At 73.3% G+C, this 15518-nt stretch carries 13 protein-coding genes and 1 pseudogene; 6 read left to right on the top strand and 8 right to left on the bottom strand.

Going from position 1 to position 15518, the window contains the following annotated elements; genetic code table 11:
- Positions 1–553: pseudogene (locus AB0B63_RS17470) on the bottom strand (IS5 family transposase); the annotation flags it as partial.
- Between the two features lie 137 nt (positions 554–690).
- Between AB0B63_RS17470 and AB0B63_RS17465 the strand changes: the two are divergent.
- Positions 691–1737 carry a glutathione S-transferase C-terminal domain-containing protein gene (locus AB0B63_RS17465; RefSeq protein ID WP_357019587.1) on the top strand — a complete coding sequence of 349 codons (1047 nt, stop codon included), beginning with the start codon at positions 691–693 and terminating at the stop codon, positions 1735–1737.
- A 355-nt stretch (positions 1738–2092) separates the two neighbouring features.
- On the top strand, positions 2093–3409 hold the full coding sequence (locus AB0B63_RS17460) for a S8 family peptidase (protein ID WP_357019584.1): 1317 nt from the start codon (positions 2093–2095) through the stop codon (positions 3407–3409).
- 49 nt (positions 3410–3458) lie between these two features.
- Here the strand turns inward: AB0B63_RS17460 and nuoH are convergent, their stop codons facing one another.
- A complete protein-coding gene (nuoH, locus tag AB0B63_RS17455; RefSeq protein WP_208568254.1) occupies positions 3459–4424 on the bottom strand; it encodes an NADH-quinone oxidoreductase subunit NuoH in 966 nt (321 codons plus the stop codon).
- Positions 4424–5260 carry an NADH-quinone oxidoreductase subunit C gene (locus AB0B63_RS17450; RefSeq protein WP_357019581.1) on the bottom strand — a complete coding sequence of 279 codons (837 nt, stop codon included), beginning with the start codon at positions 5258–5260 and terminating at the stop codon, positions 4424–4426. The genes nuoH and AB0B63_RS17450 overlap by 1 nt, the downstream gene beginning before the upstream one ends.
- A 232-nt stretch (positions 5261–5492) precedes the next feature.
- Between AB0B63_RS17450 and AB0B63_RS17445 the strand changes: the two genes are divergently transcribed.
- Positions 5493–6539, top strand: coding sequence for a glucose 1-dehydrogenase (locus AB0B63_RS17445; protein WP_208568256.1), 1047 nt, complete (start codon positions 5493–5495; stop codon positions 6537–6539).
- Between the two features lie 16 nt (positions 6540–6555).
- On the opposite strand, the gene AB0B63_RS17440 is transcribed toward AB0B63_RS17445, so the two are convergent.
- Complete coding sequence (locus tag AB0B63_RS17440; RefSeq protein WP_208568257.1) at positions 6556–7872, bottom strand: DUF2252 domain-containing protein; 1317 nt, start codon at positions 7870–7872, stop codon at positions 6556–6558.
- A gap of 387 nt (positions 7873–8259) precedes the next feature.
- Positions 8260–8838, bottom strand: a complete 579-nt coding sequence (locus AB0B63_RS17435; RefSeq protein ID WP_357019577.1) for an NADH-quinone oxidoreductase subunit B family protein — start codon at positions 8836–8838, stop codon at positions 8260–8262.
- Positions 8839–9026: 188 nt separating this feature from the next.
- Here AB0B63_RS17435 and AB0B63_RS17430 point away from each other — a divergent pair, with 188 nt between their 5' ends.
- Both AB0B63_RS17430 and AB0B63_RS17425 read left to right on the top strand, forming a co-directional pair.
- Positions 9027–9569 (top strand): SigE family RNA polymerase sigma factor, encoded by a 543-nt coding sequence (locus AB0B63_RS17430; protein WP_357019574.1) that lies wholly within the window; start codon positions 9027–9029, stop codon positions 9567–9569.
- The gene (locus AB0B63_RS17425; protein ID WP_208568260.1) at positions 9562–10764 is read left to right on the top strand and encodes a hypothetical protein; all 1203 of its coding nucleotides are present in this window, start codon (positions 9562–9564) and stop codon (positions 10762–10764) included. Before AB0B63_RS17430 ends, AB0B63_RS17425 begins: the two co-directional genes overlap by 8 nt.
- Before the next feature lie 158 nt (positions 10765–10922).
- Here the strand turns inward: AB0B63_RS17425 and AB0B63_RS17420 are convergent, their stop codons facing one another.
- From AB0B63_RS17420 to AB0B63_RS17410, 3 genes are read right to left on the bottom strand one after another with little or no spacing between them, the layout of a single operon-like run.
- Positions 10923–12371, bottom strand: a complete 1449-nt coding sequence (locus tag AB0B63_RS17420; protein WP_357019570.1) for an aminotransferase class V-fold PLP-dependent enzyme — start codon at positions 12369–12371, stop codon at positions 10923–10925.
- Positions 12368–13981, bottom strand: coding sequence for an MFS transporter (locus tag AB0B63_RS17415; protein ID WP_357019567.1), 1614 nt, complete (start codon positions 13979–13981; stop codon positions 12368–12370). The genes AB0B63_RS17420 and AB0B63_RS17415 overlap by 4 nt, the downstream gene beginning before the upstream one ends.
- Before the next feature lie 31 nt (positions 13982–14012).
- A complete protein-coding gene (locus tag AB0B63_RS17410; RefSeq protein ID WP_088644748.1) occupies positions 14013–14327 on the bottom strand; it encodes an MGMT family protein in 315 nt (104 codons plus the stop codon).
- A gap of 13 nt (positions 14328–14340) precedes the next feature.
- On the opposite strand from AB0B63_RS17410, the gene proB reads away from it, so the two are divergent.
- Positions 14341–15498: a glutamate 5-kinase gene (proB, locus tag AB0B63_RS17405; protein ID WP_357019564.1), complete on the top strand. Its 1158-nt coding sequence runs from the start codon at positions 14341–14343 to the stop codon at positions 15496–15498.
- Positions 15499–15518 lie beyond the last annotated feature (20 nt).

Genomic DNA, 15518 nt, shown 5'->3' with positions numbered 1-15518 from the left:
GGTCGCCCGGGGCCGGGCTCGTTGACCCGGATCGCGTCCAGCAGGGCCAGTAGTTGGGGGTTGTCTCCGGCCTGGCCAGGGGTGAGCAGTATCGACAACGGCCGTCCGCGCCCGTCGACAGCGAGGTGGATCTTCGTGCTCAGTCCGCCGCGGGACCGGCCGATGGCCTCGCCATCTTGCGCACCAGGTGTCGTCGGACTTGTCGGGGAGCCCCCTTTTTGCGGGCGCCAGCGGCATGCTGGTGCGCCCGCACGATCGACGAGTCGATGCTGATCGTCCACTGCACGGGTGTGCCGTCGTCGCGGACCTGCGCCGCCGCGAGGATCCGATCCCATGTCCCATCGGCTGTCCAGCGGCGCAGCCGCTCGTGGCAGGTCTTCCACGGCCCGAAGCGCTCCGGCAGGTCACGCCACGGCGCACCTGTACGCAGCTTCCACAGAATCCCGTTGATGACCTGCCGGTGATCCCGCCACCGCCCCCGAGAACTACCTGGATCGGGCAGCAGTGGCGAGATCACCGCCCACGCCTCATCGGTCAGTTCACCACGACGCACCACCGGCACATCGTCAACGACCAACCGCTACAAGATCGGCAGGACACGCCCTAGGCGGACCGGCCCGGACGCCGTTGTGCTGCCCCGGGACGGAAGAACCGCCATGATGGGAGCCGAAGCGGACGAAGGGCGACACCATGGCGGAGAGCAACGGCACGACGGCGACCCAGAGCGGCGGCAAGTACGTCGAGCCGGGCGGCGAGTTCACCCGGGACCAGCGTTACATCGCCACCCGGATCACCGTCGACGGGCGGGACGGCTACCCGGTCGAGCCGGGACGCTACCGGCTGGTGGTCAGCCGGGCCTGCCCGTGGGCCAACCGCATGATCATCGTACGGCGGCTGCTCGGGCTGGAGGAGGCGCTGCCCATGGCGGTTGCCGGGCCCACCCACGACGCCCGGAGCTGGACGTTCGACCTGGACCCGGGCGGGCGGGACCCGGTGCTCGGCATCGAACGGCTCGCCGACGCGTTCTTCGCCCGGTACCCCGGGTACGACCGGGGGATCACCGTACCGGCGATCGTCGACGTGCCGACCGGGCAGGTGGTCACCAACGACTACGCGCAGATGACCCTGGACCTGTCCACCGAGTGGACGGCACACCACCGCGAGGGCGCCCCGCAGCTCTACCCGGAGCACCTACGGGCCGAGATCGACGAGGTCAACAAGGTCGTCTTCGCCGACGTCAACAACGGGGTGTACCGGTGCGGCTTCGCCGGCTCGCAGGAGGCGTACGACAAGGCGTACCGACGGTTGTTCGACCGGCTGGACTGGCTCAGCGACCGGCTGGCCGACCAGCGCTACCTGGTCGGGGACACCATCACCGAGGCCGACGTGCGGCTGTTCACCACGCTGGCCCGCTTCGACCCGGTCTATCACGGCCACTTCAAGTGCAACCGGCAGAAGCTCAGCGAGATGCCGGTGCTGTGGGCGTACGCCCGGGACCTGTTCACCACCCCCGGCTTCGGCGACACCATCGACTTCGACCACATCAAGCGGCACTACTACGAGGTGCACCGCGACATCAACCCGACCGGGGTGGTGCCGCTGGGCCCGGACCTGGTCAACTGGCTCAGCCCGCACGGGCGGGAGGCGCTCGGCGGCCGGCCGTTCGGCGACGGCACTCCCCCGCCGCCCCCGCTGCCGGCCGAGCAGGTGCCGCCGGAGCACACCCCGATCGGCTGAGCCACCACCGACCACGCGCGCCCCTGCCCGGCCTGCCGGGCAGGGGCGCGCTGCACGTCACCCGGGCACCGCACCCCCCACACCACGCCACCGTGCCGCACCCCCGCACCGCGCCACCGCGCGCCCCGGGCACCGTGGTGGCGCGCACCAAGGGGCACCGTGCTGACGTGCCCGGAGGTGCCGAAGTCACCGTCGACTACGGACACTGAGAGCTGTCCCACATTCACCTTCAGTGTCCAAGAGTTAACACGATGGTCAATATGACCTGTTCGACTAGGGGTGTCCGTCGCCGCAACTTCCGTCGACGGCGGGCTGCCAGTCCACTACGGACTCCCCTCTTGAGGAGGATCAAGCCTTGCGCAAGCTGGGTAGCAGGACCGCACGTCTGGGCGTACTCGCCGGTGTTCTCGCCGGTGCGCTCGCCACCACCACCAACGCCGCCGTCGCGGCCCCGGCCACCCCCGGCCCGGGGCGGACCGCACCCGCGCCGCTGCTGGCCGGCAGCGCGGAAGCCGCACCGGACCGGTACATCGTCGTCCTCTCCGACAAGCCGGTCAGCAGCGAGCGCACCGCCCGCCTCGCCCGCACCACCCAGTCGGCAGCCGTCGCCGAGCGGGCCGGCGGCACCGTGCTGAACCGCTACACCCAGGTCCTCGACGGGTACGCGGCCGTGCTGCCGCCGGCCGCCCTCGCCGCCGTCCGCAACGACCCGGCCGTGCAGTACGTCGAGCGGGACACCCGCATCGAGGGCGGGCTGACCAGCACCACCCCGGACCGGACCGGCCCGACGACGGCCCGCGCCGAGCGGGCCCAGGCCGGCGGCGTGTCCGTCCAGGCCGTGCAGAGCAACCCGCCGTCGTGGGGGCTGGACCGCATCGACCAGCGCAACCTGCCGCTGAGCAACAGCTTCGGCTACACCTCGACCGGTTCCGGGGTGACCGCCTACATCGTCGACTCCGGCATCCGGGCCACCCACGTCGACTTCGGCACCCGGGCCGCCGGGGTCTACGACGCGGTCGGCGACGGCAACGGCACCAACGACTGCCACGGCCACGGCACGCACGTCGCCGGCACCATCGGCGGCACCACCTACGGGGTCGCCAAGTCGGTGACCCTCCGCGCGGTCCGGGTCCTCCAGTGCGACAACTCCGGGTGGAGCACCGACCTGATCGAGGGCGTCGACTGGCTGGCCACCAACCACGCGGCCGTCTCGGTGGCGAACTTCAGCCTCCAGGGCTACGGCACCTCCGCGAACACCTCGATCGAGAACCTGATCGACCACGGGGTGTACCCGGTGTTCATCGCCAACAACTTCAACACCGACGCCTGCACCAACGGCCCCCGGTCCACCCGGGGCATCACCGTCGCGGCGACCGACATCAGCGACAACCGGGCGTCGTTCTCCAGCTACGGGACCTGCGTCGACATCTTCGCCCCGGGGGTGGACATCACCTCCGCCGGTATCGCCTCGAACACCGCAGTGGCCAGCGGCTGGTCCGGCACCTCGATGGCGGCCCCGCACGTCACCGGTTGGCTGGCCCGCTACCGGCAGACCAACCCGTCGGCGACCCTCGCCACCGCCAAGAGCGCCCTGATCAGCGCCGCCAGCACCGGCAAGGTGGTCAACCCGGGGGTCGGCTCCCCGAACCGTCTGCTCTACGCCGCGCCGTGAGCGTGCCGGAGGGCCCCGGGGAGTGTCCCGGGGCCCTCCGGGCCGGCGCTCAGTTCAGGGTGAGCCGTACGGCGGTGGTGAGGACCAGTTGGGCCAGCGCGGCCGGCACCAGGACCAGCCAGCACAGCCGCTGGAGCTGGTCCTCGCGCAGCCGGGGGAACGACACCCGCAGCCAGATGATCACGAACGAGACGGCGAAGACCTTCAGCAGGGTCCACAGCCACCCGAGCTGGGCGTCGGCGAACGGGCCCTGCCAGCCACCGAGGAACAGCACGGTGGTCAGCGCGGCGATCACCACGATCCCGACGTACTCGGCGAGCAGGAAGAACGCGAACCGCAGCCCGGTGTACTCGGTCATGTAGCCGAACACCAGCTCGGAGTCGGCAACCGGCATGTCGAACGGGGGGCGTCGGATCTCGGCCAGCCCGGCCACGAAGAACACGATCATCGCGGGGGCCTGCCAGAGCAGCCACCACGGCTGCCACGCCTCGACGATCCCGCCGAGGCTCAACGTCCCGGCCGCCATCGCCACCGAGGCGGCGGCCAGCACCAACGGCAGCTCGTAGCCGAGCAGCTGGGCCGCCCCGCGCAACCCACCGAGCAGGCTGTACTTGTTGGCCGAAGCCCACGCCGACATCAGCACCGCCACCACGCCGACGCCGACCACCGCCAGGACGAAGAACAGGCCGATGTCCAGCGGCTGCCCGACCAGGTCGTCCGGGCCGAGCGGGATCACCAGCAACACCAGCAGGTAGGGCACCAGGGCCACCACCGGCGCGAGCCGGAACACCGCCCGGTCCGCCTCGCGCGGAGTGATGTCCTCCTTCTGGACGAACTTGATCCCGTCGGCCACGAGCTGCGCCCACCCGTGGAAGCCACCGGCGTACATCGGACCGAGCCGGCCCTGCATGTGCGCCATCACCTTGTGTTCGGCCTGGCCGACGATCAGTGGCAGGGTGAGGAACGCGACCAGCACCCCGCCGATCCGGATCACCAGCTCCAACCAGGTCGGCATCAGTCCGTACCCTGCTCGTCGCCACCCTGGTCACCGCGCGCCGGACCGTCGCCGGCCGGGCCGTCGCCGGCCGGGCCGTCGCCGGCCGGGCCGTCGGGGGCCGGGCGTCCGGTTGCCGGCGGGGCGTCGCCGGTCGCGCCGGAGGCGGGGGTACGCGGCGGACGGGCCCCCGCAGCGGGCCGGGCCGGACGGTCCCTGGGCGGGCGGGCCGGGGCGCCGCCGCGCGGCCCGTCGCCCACCGTCACCGGACCGGCCGGGGCGGGCACCACACCCCACTCCCCCGGGGCGGGCACCCCGGGTGGACGGACCGCCCGGCGACCACCACCGGCCTCGGACTCACCCGGTTCCTTCGCACCCGGCCACGGTTTCGCCACCCGGGAGGCGAGCACGAACTCCTTACGCAGCGGATGCCCCTCGAACTCGGGGGGCAGCAGCAGCGGGGCCAGCCCCCGGTGGCCGGCGAAATCGACACCGAACATCTCGTGGGTCTCCCGCTCGTGCCAGGCCGCGCCCGGGAAGACGTCGACCACCGATCCCACCGTCGGCGCCTGCCGTGGCACCCGGGTCCGCAGCAGCACGCCGTGGCGGTGCCGGGTCGACCACAGGTGGGCCACGATGTCGAAGCCGCCGGCCAGCTCGTCGACGGCGGAGAGCCAGTCGAAGAAGTCGCAGGCCAGCTCGGCGTCGTCGCGGACCGCGCGGAGGGAGTCCGGCCAGGCCGCCGGGGGTACGTCGACGGTGGCCCGGGCATGGGCCTGCCCGCCGGACACCGACGCGGTCGCCTCGACCGGCGTGAGCAGCGCGACCACCCGCCGACCGACCTCTTCCGGAGTCATGCGGTTGATCCTATGGCCGCCGCCCCGACGCCGGGCCCGCCCTCCCGGTCGTACGCGCCCGGCGGACACCTGGATGAGGTGAACGGACAGCCTTCCGCCGTGTCGCGGATCAACCCGGACGGTCCGTCCGACGCTGTGCGGGGCGGGCGTTCGGGGCTGAGCCGGGCGGGGGCGGGGCGGGCATCTGGCGCTTTGCCGGGCGGGGCGGGACGGGGCGGGGAAAGATGGGGCCGTGCGCGCTGTGACGGTGACTCCCAAGGTCCGTGACTCGCTGCGGCTGGTACAGGACTGGCCGGAGCCGGCAGCCGAAGAGGGGGTCATCCTGGTCGAGGCGCTCGCCGTGGGCATCTGCGGCACCGACCAGGAGATCATCGCCGGGCACTACGGCGAGGCCCCACCCGGCCAGCGGGAGCTGGTGCTCGGCCACGAGTCGCTCGGCCGGGTGCTGGAAGACCCGTCCGGCACCCTGCAACCCGGTGACCTCGTGGCCGGCATCGTCCGCCACCCCGATCCGGTGCCCTGCCCCAACTGCGCCGTCGACGAGTGGGACATGTGCCGCAACGGCCGGTACACCGAGCACGGGATCAAGGCGCTGCCCGGCTTCGCCCGGGACCGGTGGCGGGTGCAACCCAAGTTCGCCATCGGGCTGGACCCGGTCCTCGCTCCGGTGGGCATGCTGCTGGAACCGACCAGCGTGGTGGCGAAAGCGTGGGACCACATCGGGCGGATCGGCACCCGGGCCAGGTGGGAACCGCAGACCGCGCTGATCACCGGTGCCGGGCCGATCGGGCTGCTCGCGGCTCTGCTGGCCGTCCAGCGGGGGCTGTCGGTGCACGTGCTGGACCGCAGCACCACCGGCCCGAAACCGGACCTGGTCCGGGCGCTCGGAGCGACCTACCACACGGAGTCGGTGAACGAGTTGGACGTCGAGCCGGACGTGGTGGTCGAGTGCACCGGAGCTCCGACGGTGGTGCTGGACGCCATGTGCAAGGTCGGCCCGACCGGGATCGTCTGCCTCACCGGGGTGTCCAGCGGGGGCCGGACCATCGACTTCGACGCCGGGGCCCTCAACCGGGAGTTGGTGCTGGAGAACAACGTGGTGTTCGGCTCGGTCAACGCCAACCGGCGGCACTGGGAACTGGCCGCCCAGGCGCTCGCCCGGGCCGACCAGTCGTGGCTGAACTCGCTGATCACCCGCCGGGTGCCGGTGTCGGCGTACGCACAGGCGTACGCCCACGCCGACGAGGACATCAAGGTGGTGCTGGAGTTCGACAGGTGAACCCCGACCGGCCGGCTCAGATGCCGGGGAGCCGGCCGTTGCGGAACAGGTCGACGAAGAGCTGGTGGTCGGTGCGGGCCCGGACGCCGTACGCGTGGGAGAACTCGACCAGGTGCCCGACGAAGCCGTCGGTGTCGTCGCCGATCGCCGCGACGATCGCCTCCTCGGTGGAGTAGTCGACCAGGTCGTGGCTGGACTCGTCGTCGGCGACCGAGTGCATCCGGGCCACCGCCCGACCCAGGTCGGCGAGCACCCCGGCCAGTTCCTCGGGCTCGTTGACGTCCGACCAGTCCAGGTCGGCGGCGTAGGGGGAGACCTCGGCGACGAGCTGACCGGCCCCGTCCAGCTCGGTGAAGCCCAACCACGGGTCGGCGTGCGCCTGCAACGCCCGTTGCGACTCGGCCGTCCGGTGACCCTGGTGCCGGAAGTAGCCCCGGACCCGCTCGTCGTCGACGTACCGGGCCACCGCCGGCACCTGCGCCTGCTTCATGTAGATGACCACGTCGTTCTCCAGGGCCTCGGTGTGCCCCTCCAGCAGCAGGTTGTACGACGGCAGCCCGGCCGAGCCGATGCCCACGCCCTTGCGTAGCACCACGTCCTTGATCTGGGTGGCGACCGGACGCAGCCGGGCCGTCGCCTCGGGCAGCGTGGCGAGGTAGCCGGTGAACGCGGCGCACACCCGCTCCCGGGTCTCCCCGTCGATCTCGTAGACCCCGTCGCCGAGGGAGAACCGCCGCTCGTAGTTGTCGACGGTGGTCTGCGCGGCCAGCAGGTCGACCCGGGTGTTCAGGCGGGCCTCCTGGAGCACCCGGCGCAACACCCCGTCGGCGTTGTCCAGGGTGATCGACCCGATCGCGTCGTCCCCACCGGCGGCGATCGCCCGCAACTCGGTCAGGTACGACCGGGCGAACCCGGTGACCAGCTCACCGATCGCCTGGTCGGACAGGGCCTTGGCGTAGCCGAGCAATGCCACGCTGGCGGCGAGTCGCTTCAGGTCCCAGGAGAACGGCCCGACGTACGCCTCGTCGAAGTCGTTGACGTTGAACACCAGGTGCCCGGAACCGTTCATGTAGGTGCCGAAGTTCTCGGCGTGCAGGTCGCCGTGGATCCACACCCGGCTGGTCTCCTTGTCGAGGAACGCGTCGTCGGCGAAGTCCCCACGCTGGTCGGCGTAGAACAGTGCGGCGCTGCCCCGGTAGAAGGCGAACGGTGACGCAGCCATCTTGCGGAACTTGCGGCGGAATGCCGCCGGATCGAGTGCCATCGACGCACCGAACTCCTCGGTCAACACGTCGACGATGAAGGCGGACCGCCGGTCCCCAGAGTCGTTCATGCCCCGCACGCTAACCCCCACCCACCACCCCCCCACCCCCCTGCCCCACTCTCCCCCCACCCCGCTCTCCCCCACCCCACCCTCGCACCCACCCCACCCTCGCCCCGGTGATCAAGAGGTTCGCGTCAATTCCGGCCGGGATGCTGACGCAAACCTCTTGATCACCGGAGAAAGCGGCGGCTGGGCGCAAGCCCGCACGCCCCGACGGGCAGGGATCCCGGAGAAAGTGACGGCTGGAGCACGGCCCGCGCGTCCGGACGGGTACGGGTCGGTGATCAAGAGGTTCGCGTCAAGAATCCGGGTGGAGATGGCGTAAAGCTCTTGATCACCGGGGCGAGGCGGAGGGAGCGCGAGGCGGAGGGGCAGCGGGGGCGGGGGGAGAGGGGGTCAGGGGGTGGGGGGGTGGATCAGGGGGGTGGTCAGGGAGTCGGCTGGGCGTGGGGGGGTTCCGTCGGAGGGGGTGACGTCGGCCAGGGGGGCGAGGGGGTCGGTGCGGTCGACGCCACCGATGCCGGACTGCTCGGCGGCGATCTTCTCCTGGAGGCGGAGGATGCCGTGCAGCAGCGCCTCGGGCCGGGGCGGGCAGCCGGGCACGTAGACGTCGACCGGGATGAGCTGGTCGACCCCCTTGGTCACCGAGTACGAGTCCCAGTACGGGCCGCCGCAGTTGGAGCAGGCCCCGAAGGAGATGACGTATTTCGGCTCGGGCATCTGGTCGTACAGCCGCTTGATCGCCGGGGCCATCTTGTCGGTGACCGTGCCGGAGACCACCATCAGGTCGGCCTGCCGGGGCCCATGGGCGAACGGGATGACGCCGAGCCGGATGAAGTCGTGGCGGCCCATGCTGGTGGCGATGAACTCGATCGCGCAGCAGGCCAGGCCGAAGTTGAACACCCAGAGCGAGTAGCGGCGACCCCAGTTGAGGACGAACCGGATCGGCTCGCCGAGCACTGCCGGCAACTGCACGACCGCCTCCTCGTCCGGCCGGTCGACGACCGTTACGTCGCCGTGGCCGCTGCGCTGTCTCCCAACGGACAGTCAACCACAGCCGACGGACGCAACCCTGTGCGCAGGCAGCGGGCTCTTACCCGTGTGACGGCGGGCCGTGTCCCGGGGTGCGGGCCGTCGGGCGACCACGGGGAGGACGAGTGACGGTGACGAGAAGCGCGCGGGTCGGTGATCCACCACCGGACCCCCGGCCCGCAGCCCCGCAGCTGAGCTTCGACGGGTTCTACCATGCCCATTTCCGTGGGCTGGTCGTCCAGCTCACCGCCTACACCGGCGACCTCGGTCAGGCGCAGGACCTGGTGCAGGAGGCGTTCTGCCGGGCGTACGCGCGGTGGGACCGGGTGTCCGGCTACGACGACCCGCTGGCGTGGGTCCGCAAGGTCGCCTGGAACCTGGGCCACCACCGGTGGCGGCGGCTGCGGACCGCCCAGGCGTGGTTGTCCCGGCAACGGGAGACCCACGTGGCCGGACCGACACCGGACCGGGTCGCGGTCGACGTCGCGTTGGCGCAGCTGCCACCGAAGCAACGCCGGGCGGTCGTCCTGCACTATCTGGCTGACATGTCGGTGAGTGAGATCGCCGCCCAGGAGCGGGTCGCCGAGGGAACGGTCAAGTCCTGGCTGCACCGGGGCCGGGCCGCCCTGGCCACCCAACTGCGTGAGAGCACCGGGGAGGTGCGAGATGCCTGACCCGGAGATCCTCGATCCGACCGTGGAGTTCGCCCGCTACCGCCGTACCGTGCTGGCGGAGGTGGTGGTGCCCGGCCCGGCCGCGGTCCGGCGGACCGTGCGGTCGCGGCGCCGGCGTCGGTGGGCCGCGCTGGTCGCGGCGGTGCTGGCGTTGTTCACCGGACCGACCCTGGGGTACGTCGCACTGCACCGTCCGGAGCCCCGGCCCGGCCCGGTGCTGCCCGCACCCGAACCGACCGGTACGCCGACGCCGGGTGGACCGGTGACCCCGACCGGCAGCCCCACGCCGACCGGTGCGGCCCCGACGACGCCACCCGACGGCCGGATCGGCCGCAACGAACTGCTGGCCACCACGGTGACGCTGCCGGGGTGGCCGGCCGGGGCGCAGTGCCGCACCGGGGGCGTCCGGTTGACCGCGGACGGCCACGAGGGGCAGAACGCCCTCCTCGCCGTGGACCACGGTGACGTCGACGCCGACGGGGCGCAGGAGACGGTGGCGTTGGTGCAGTGTGTCTTCGGCACCCACGGTTGGCAGCAGGTGGTGGCCTTCGACCGGGACGTCGCCGGCCGGATCGTCACCGTCGGGCGGGTGGTCGTCAGCGCCCGGGAGCGGCCCCAGTGGCTGATCGGGATGCAGGTACGCGGCGACGGGGTGGTCCGGGTGCAGGTCGGGGACATCTACCCGGGTGGTGGTTGGGCCGGCGAGTGGTCGCAGCGGCAGTGGCGCGGTTACCGCTGGGACGGCGGGTCCTTCCGCCAGGTCTCCGGGCCGACCGGGTTCCCGCCCAACCCGCACGAGGTGAATCTCGTGGTCACCGCCACCGACCTGGTGCTCGGCGTCGCACCGGACGGCTCCCGGGCCGGAAACACGACGGTGCGGGTCCGCAACACCGGCACCGGGCCGGCCCGGGCCGTGGCGCTCCGGTTCGACCTGCCGGTGGCGCTGCGCCCGGACGGCGACGGCTGGGCCGCCTGCCGGACCGCCCCGGCGACGACCGGCGGGCCGGTGCGCTGCGAGCTGGGCGCGCTGGCCCCGGGGGCCGAGTTCCGGCTGGTCCTGGGCCTACGGGTGGCGGCCGACGACCCGCTCGGCGCGGGCACGGCCGAGCTGACCGCGCAGGCGCTGGACGCCGGGCACCGGATCGTCGCGGAGGTCGTCGAATTCGACAACGTCACCCCGCTGCCCTACCGGTGACCGCCCGCCCGGGTCGCCCGGGGTCGCCCGTGCCCGCCCGGGGCCACCCCGGGCCACCCCGGGGCCACCCCGGGTCGCCCGAGGTCGCCCGGGGTCGCAGCAGACTGTGGGTGGACCGGAGTAGGTCCCGGGGCCGTCGGCGGCGGCCCCGGGACCGGTCACCAGGTGGGGCGTTGCAGCAGGCCGACGAACTCCACCAGCAGGCATTCGCGCAACGCGGCGGGGGCGGCGTCGAGCAGGGTGTTCACCATCGCCATCCGGTCCGGCGGTCCGGCACCCAGCCCGAGGCCGGCGGCAAGTCCACCGATCAGTTCCGGGGTGAGCGCCTGCGGAGTCAACGAGCCGGCCAGGGCGACCAGTTCGGCCGGCAGCTCGACCGGCCCGGCCCGGCGGGCGGCGGCCACCGCGGCGGCCAAATCTGGGCCGAACTCGGCCACCCGGGGGGCCACCGAGGCGGTCACCGTGAGGTGCACGCTGGCGGGCAGGTCGGCGTACCGCAGCTGGGGTTGGGTGTGCCAGCCCCGGGCGGTCAGCTCGTCGACCAGGACGAACAGGTCGAGCGCCGGGTCGGTGCTGGTGAAGCAGACCACGGTGGACTCCGGTTCGGCCATCAGCCGCAACCCGTCGACCCCGCGTACGGCGGCGGCCAGGGTGTCGACCGCGTCCCGGGTGGTGGCGGCCAACCGCAGGTAGCCGTCGTCGCCGAGGTGCCGCAGGGTGGCGTACGCGGCGGCGATCGGGCCACCCGAGCGGGTGGAGGCGAGCACCGGATTGACCATGGTGTAGCCGGGCCAGTCGGCGTACGCGAAGAACTGCGGGGCGCGCAGCGTCGCGTCCCGGTGCAGCAGCACCGACACCCCCTTCGGGGCGTACGCGTACTTGTGCAGGTCGACGGAGATCGAGGTGACCCCGTCGACGGTGAAGTCGAACGGTGGCACCGGCACGCCGAGGCGACGCAGGTAGGGAAGGGTCCAGCCGCCGAAGCAGGCATCCACGTGGCAGCGCACCCCGGCCGCCGCCGCCACCTGCGCGATCCCGGCCACCGGGTCGATCACCCCGTGCGCGTACGACGGGGCGGAGCAGGCCACCAGCACCGTCTCCGGGCGGATCGCGGCGGCCACGTCGGCGACCGACGGGCGCAGGGTGACCGGATCGACGGGAACCGTGTCCAGGGTGACCCGGAGCAGGTGGGCGGCCTTGGCGAAGGCGGCGTGCCCGCTGGCCGGCACCACGATCCGGGGTGCGGTCAGCTCCGGGCGGGCGTCCCGGGCGGCCTTGACGGCCAGGATCAGCGACTCGGTCCCGCCGCTGGTGACGCTGCCGACCACGTCCGGCGCGGCGCTGCCCGGTCCGCCACCGAGCAGCCCGCCGGCCGCCCCGACGAGCCAGTTCTCCATCGCCAGCAGGGACGGAAAGGCGGTCGGATCGAGCCCGTTGACGTGGGCGCTCTCCGCGTGGGCCGCCGCCCCCAACGCGTCGAGCCCGCCGACACCAGGGTCGTACACATAGGCGAACAACCGCCCCCCGTGCACCGGCCGGTCCCCCGCCCGCAGCTGCCGAATCTCATCCAGCACCCGCTCCGCAGGCACCCCGTTCTTGTCGATCATGGACTTGTCGTGGCCTTTCCGTGGGTTTTCGCGGCTTTCGTCCCCGCCACAACTCCATGATCGACGAGGTGGGTGGGGGCGGGGGGTGGGGGTGGGGGGAGGTACGGGTGGGGGCGGAGGAGGAGGGTGGCGGGGGCGATGAGGAGGGCCGGCACGAGGGTGAAGCCCAGGAGGACGCCCAGGCGGGCGGTGGGGGTCTGGGGGGCGGCGGTGCCGGTGGCTGAGGAGACGTAGCCGGAGAGGGCCAGGACCAGGCCGTAGAGGCCGGGGCCGAGGGCCAGACCGAAGGTCTCGCCGGCGGTCCACAGGCCGGTGAAGACGCCGGCCTGTCGGCGACCGGTGCGCGCGGTCGAGGCGGCCACGCAGTCGGGCAGCAGCGCCAGCGCGAAGACCTGCTGCCCGGCGTACCCGACGCCGAGGAGCGCGACCACCGCGTAGACGGCGACGGCGGGCAGCACCGGCGCGGCCACCAGCGTCGCCGCACCGGCGGCCAGCAGCAGCGAGGCGGCGACCAGCGCGGTCTTCTTGCCCAGGCGCGTGCCGAGCCGGGTCCACAGCGGCATCACCAGCAACGCCGGCCCGACGAAGCAGGCGAACAGCACGGTGGGCCCGGTGGTCGGGTCCCGCAGGATCTGGGCCGCGAAGTAACTGACCCCGGCCAGGATGGTCGCCACCCCGGCGGACTGGATCACGAAGCAGAGCAGCAGTGCCCGGAACGGCCGGTCCGCGGCGACCACCGCGAGTTGGGCGCGCAGCGTCGGCTCGGTGGCGGTCACCGTGCCGGTCGCCGCCGACCGGGTGCCGAGGAACGCGCCGAGCGCGCCGAGCGCGATCAGCGCGGCGACGAACACCCCCATCCAGCGGTGCCCGGCCACCCCCTCGCCACCGGCGGTCACCACCATCGGGGCCACCGCCCCGGAGATCAGGATGGCCAGCGCCAGCACCGCGACCCGCCAGCCCATCAGCCGGGTACGCTCCGCCGCGTCGTCGGTCAGCTCGGCGGGCATCGCCACGTACGGGACCTGGAAGAAGGCGAACGCGGTGGCGGTGGCGAGGAACGCGACGGCCACGTACGCCCCGGCGGCCGGCCCGACGCCGAAGGGCGCGGCGAAGATGGCGGCGAAGAGCACCGCCAGGGCGATGCCGGCACCGAGCAGCCACGGCCGGCGTGGCCCCCACCGGGAGCGGGTCCGGTCGGAGATGCGCCCGGCGACCGGGTTGACCAGCACGTCCCATGCCTTGGGCAACAGCACCAGCAGGGCGGCCAGCCCGGCGGCCACCCCGAGCGTGTCGGTCAGGTAGGGCAGCAGCAGCAACCCGGGCACCGTGCCGAACGCCCCGGTGGCCAACGAGCCGAGCGCGTAGCCGGCATGCACCCGACGCGGCAACCCGACCCCGCCGGCACCGGCCGACCGGGCCGACCCGCCGGCCGACGCGGACACCCCGGCAGCCGACGCACGCAGGCCGCCGGCCGACGCAGATACCCCGGCGACCGACGCGGACACCCCGCCGGCCGACGCGGGCAGGCCGGTGGCCGACGCGGGCACCCCGGTGACCGGCGCGGGCGGGCCGGCGGGTGGGGAGCCGGGCTCGGCCGGTGGCACGTCCATGCGGCCGAATGCTACTCACGTTACCGCCTGGTCACCGCCCCTCATCCGGCCACCATTTGGCGGCATCCAGATCCACCCCGGCACCCCGCAACGGGCAGCCCTCGGCGCGCAGCAGGGCCCGCGCCCGCACCTCGTGCCCGGGTGGCAGTCGGCCCGCCGCGTTCACCACCCGGTGCCAGGGCACCCCGCCGCCGTGCCGGGCCATGATCGAGCCGACCAGCCGGGCCGAGGCCCGCCCGGACCGCTCGGCCAGCGCGTCGGCGATCGCCCCGTAGGACATCACCCGGCCCGGCGGTATCCGCTCGACCAGCGCGAGCACCGCCTCCACGTACTCCTCAGGCGTCACGACCGGCCAGGATATGGGAACGCGGCGGGGTCCGCCGGCACCGACCACGCAGAATGGGCGGGTGCGTGAAGCAGTCACCCAGGCCCGGCGGATCGTCGTCAAGATCGGTTCGTCCTCGCTGACCACCGCCACCGGCGGCCTGGACGAGACCCGGGTGGACACCCTGGTGGACGCCCTCGCCGCGCTCGCCGCCGCCGGCCGCGAGGTGGTGCTGGTCTCCTCCGGGGCGATCGCCGCCGGGCTCGCCCCGCTCGGGCTCCCCCGCCGTCCGCGTGACCTGGCCACCCAGCAGGCCGCCGCCAGCGTCGGCCAGGGCCTGCTGATCGGCCGGTACGCGGCCGGCTTCGCCCGGCACCGGCTCACCGTCGGGCAGGTCCTGCTCACCGTCGACGACGTGACCCGGCGGGCGCACTACCGCAACGCGTACCGGACCCTGCGCAAGCTGCTCGACCTGCGGGCGGTGCCGATCGTCAACGAGAACGACACGGTCGCCACCGAGGAGATCCGGTTCGGCGACAACGACCGACTGGCCGCCCTGGTCGCCGCCCTGGTCGACGCCGACCTGCTGGTGCTGCTCTCCGACGTCGACGCGTTGTGGACCGGCGACCCGACCCGCCCCGGCAGCACCCGGATCACCGAGGTACGCGGCGAGGCCGACCTGGCCGGCGTCGACATCGGCGGGACCGGCCGGGCCGGCGTCGGCACCGGCGGCATGGTCACCAAGGTGGAAGCGGCCCGGATCGCCACCGGCTTCGGCATCCCGGTGGTGCTGACCGCCGCCCCGCTGGCCGGCGACGCGCTGGCCGGGCAACCGGTGGGCACGTTCTTCCACCCGGCCCGGCGACGCCCGGCGGCCCGGCTGTTCTGGCTGGCGCACGCCACCGCACCCCGGGGGCGGCTGCACCTCGACCCGGGCGCGGTGCAGGCCGTGGTGGGCCGGCGCAAGTCGCTGCTGCCGGCCGGGATCACCGCCGTGGACGGCACCTTCACCGCCGGCGACCCGGTGGACCTGGTGGACGTCGACGGGGCGTCGGTGGCCCGGGGACTGGTCAACTACGACGCGGTGGAGCTGCCCGGCCTGCTCGGCCGGTCCACCGGGGAACTCGCCGCGGCGCTCGGCCCGGCGTACGAACGTGAGGTCGTCCACCGCGACGACCTGGTGCTGCTGTGACGTCAGGCGTCCCGCACGGA

The organism is Micromonospora sp. NPDC049081 (genome assembly GCF_040648835.1).
In the GTDB taxonomy this organism is placed as follows: Bacteria; Actinomycetota; Actinomycetes; order Mycobacteriales; family Micromonosporaceae; genus Micromonospora; species Micromonospora antibiotica.
The sequence above is the reverse complement of the archived record's forward strand: the minus strand, read 5'-3'. Positions and strand labels throughout refer to the sequence as shown.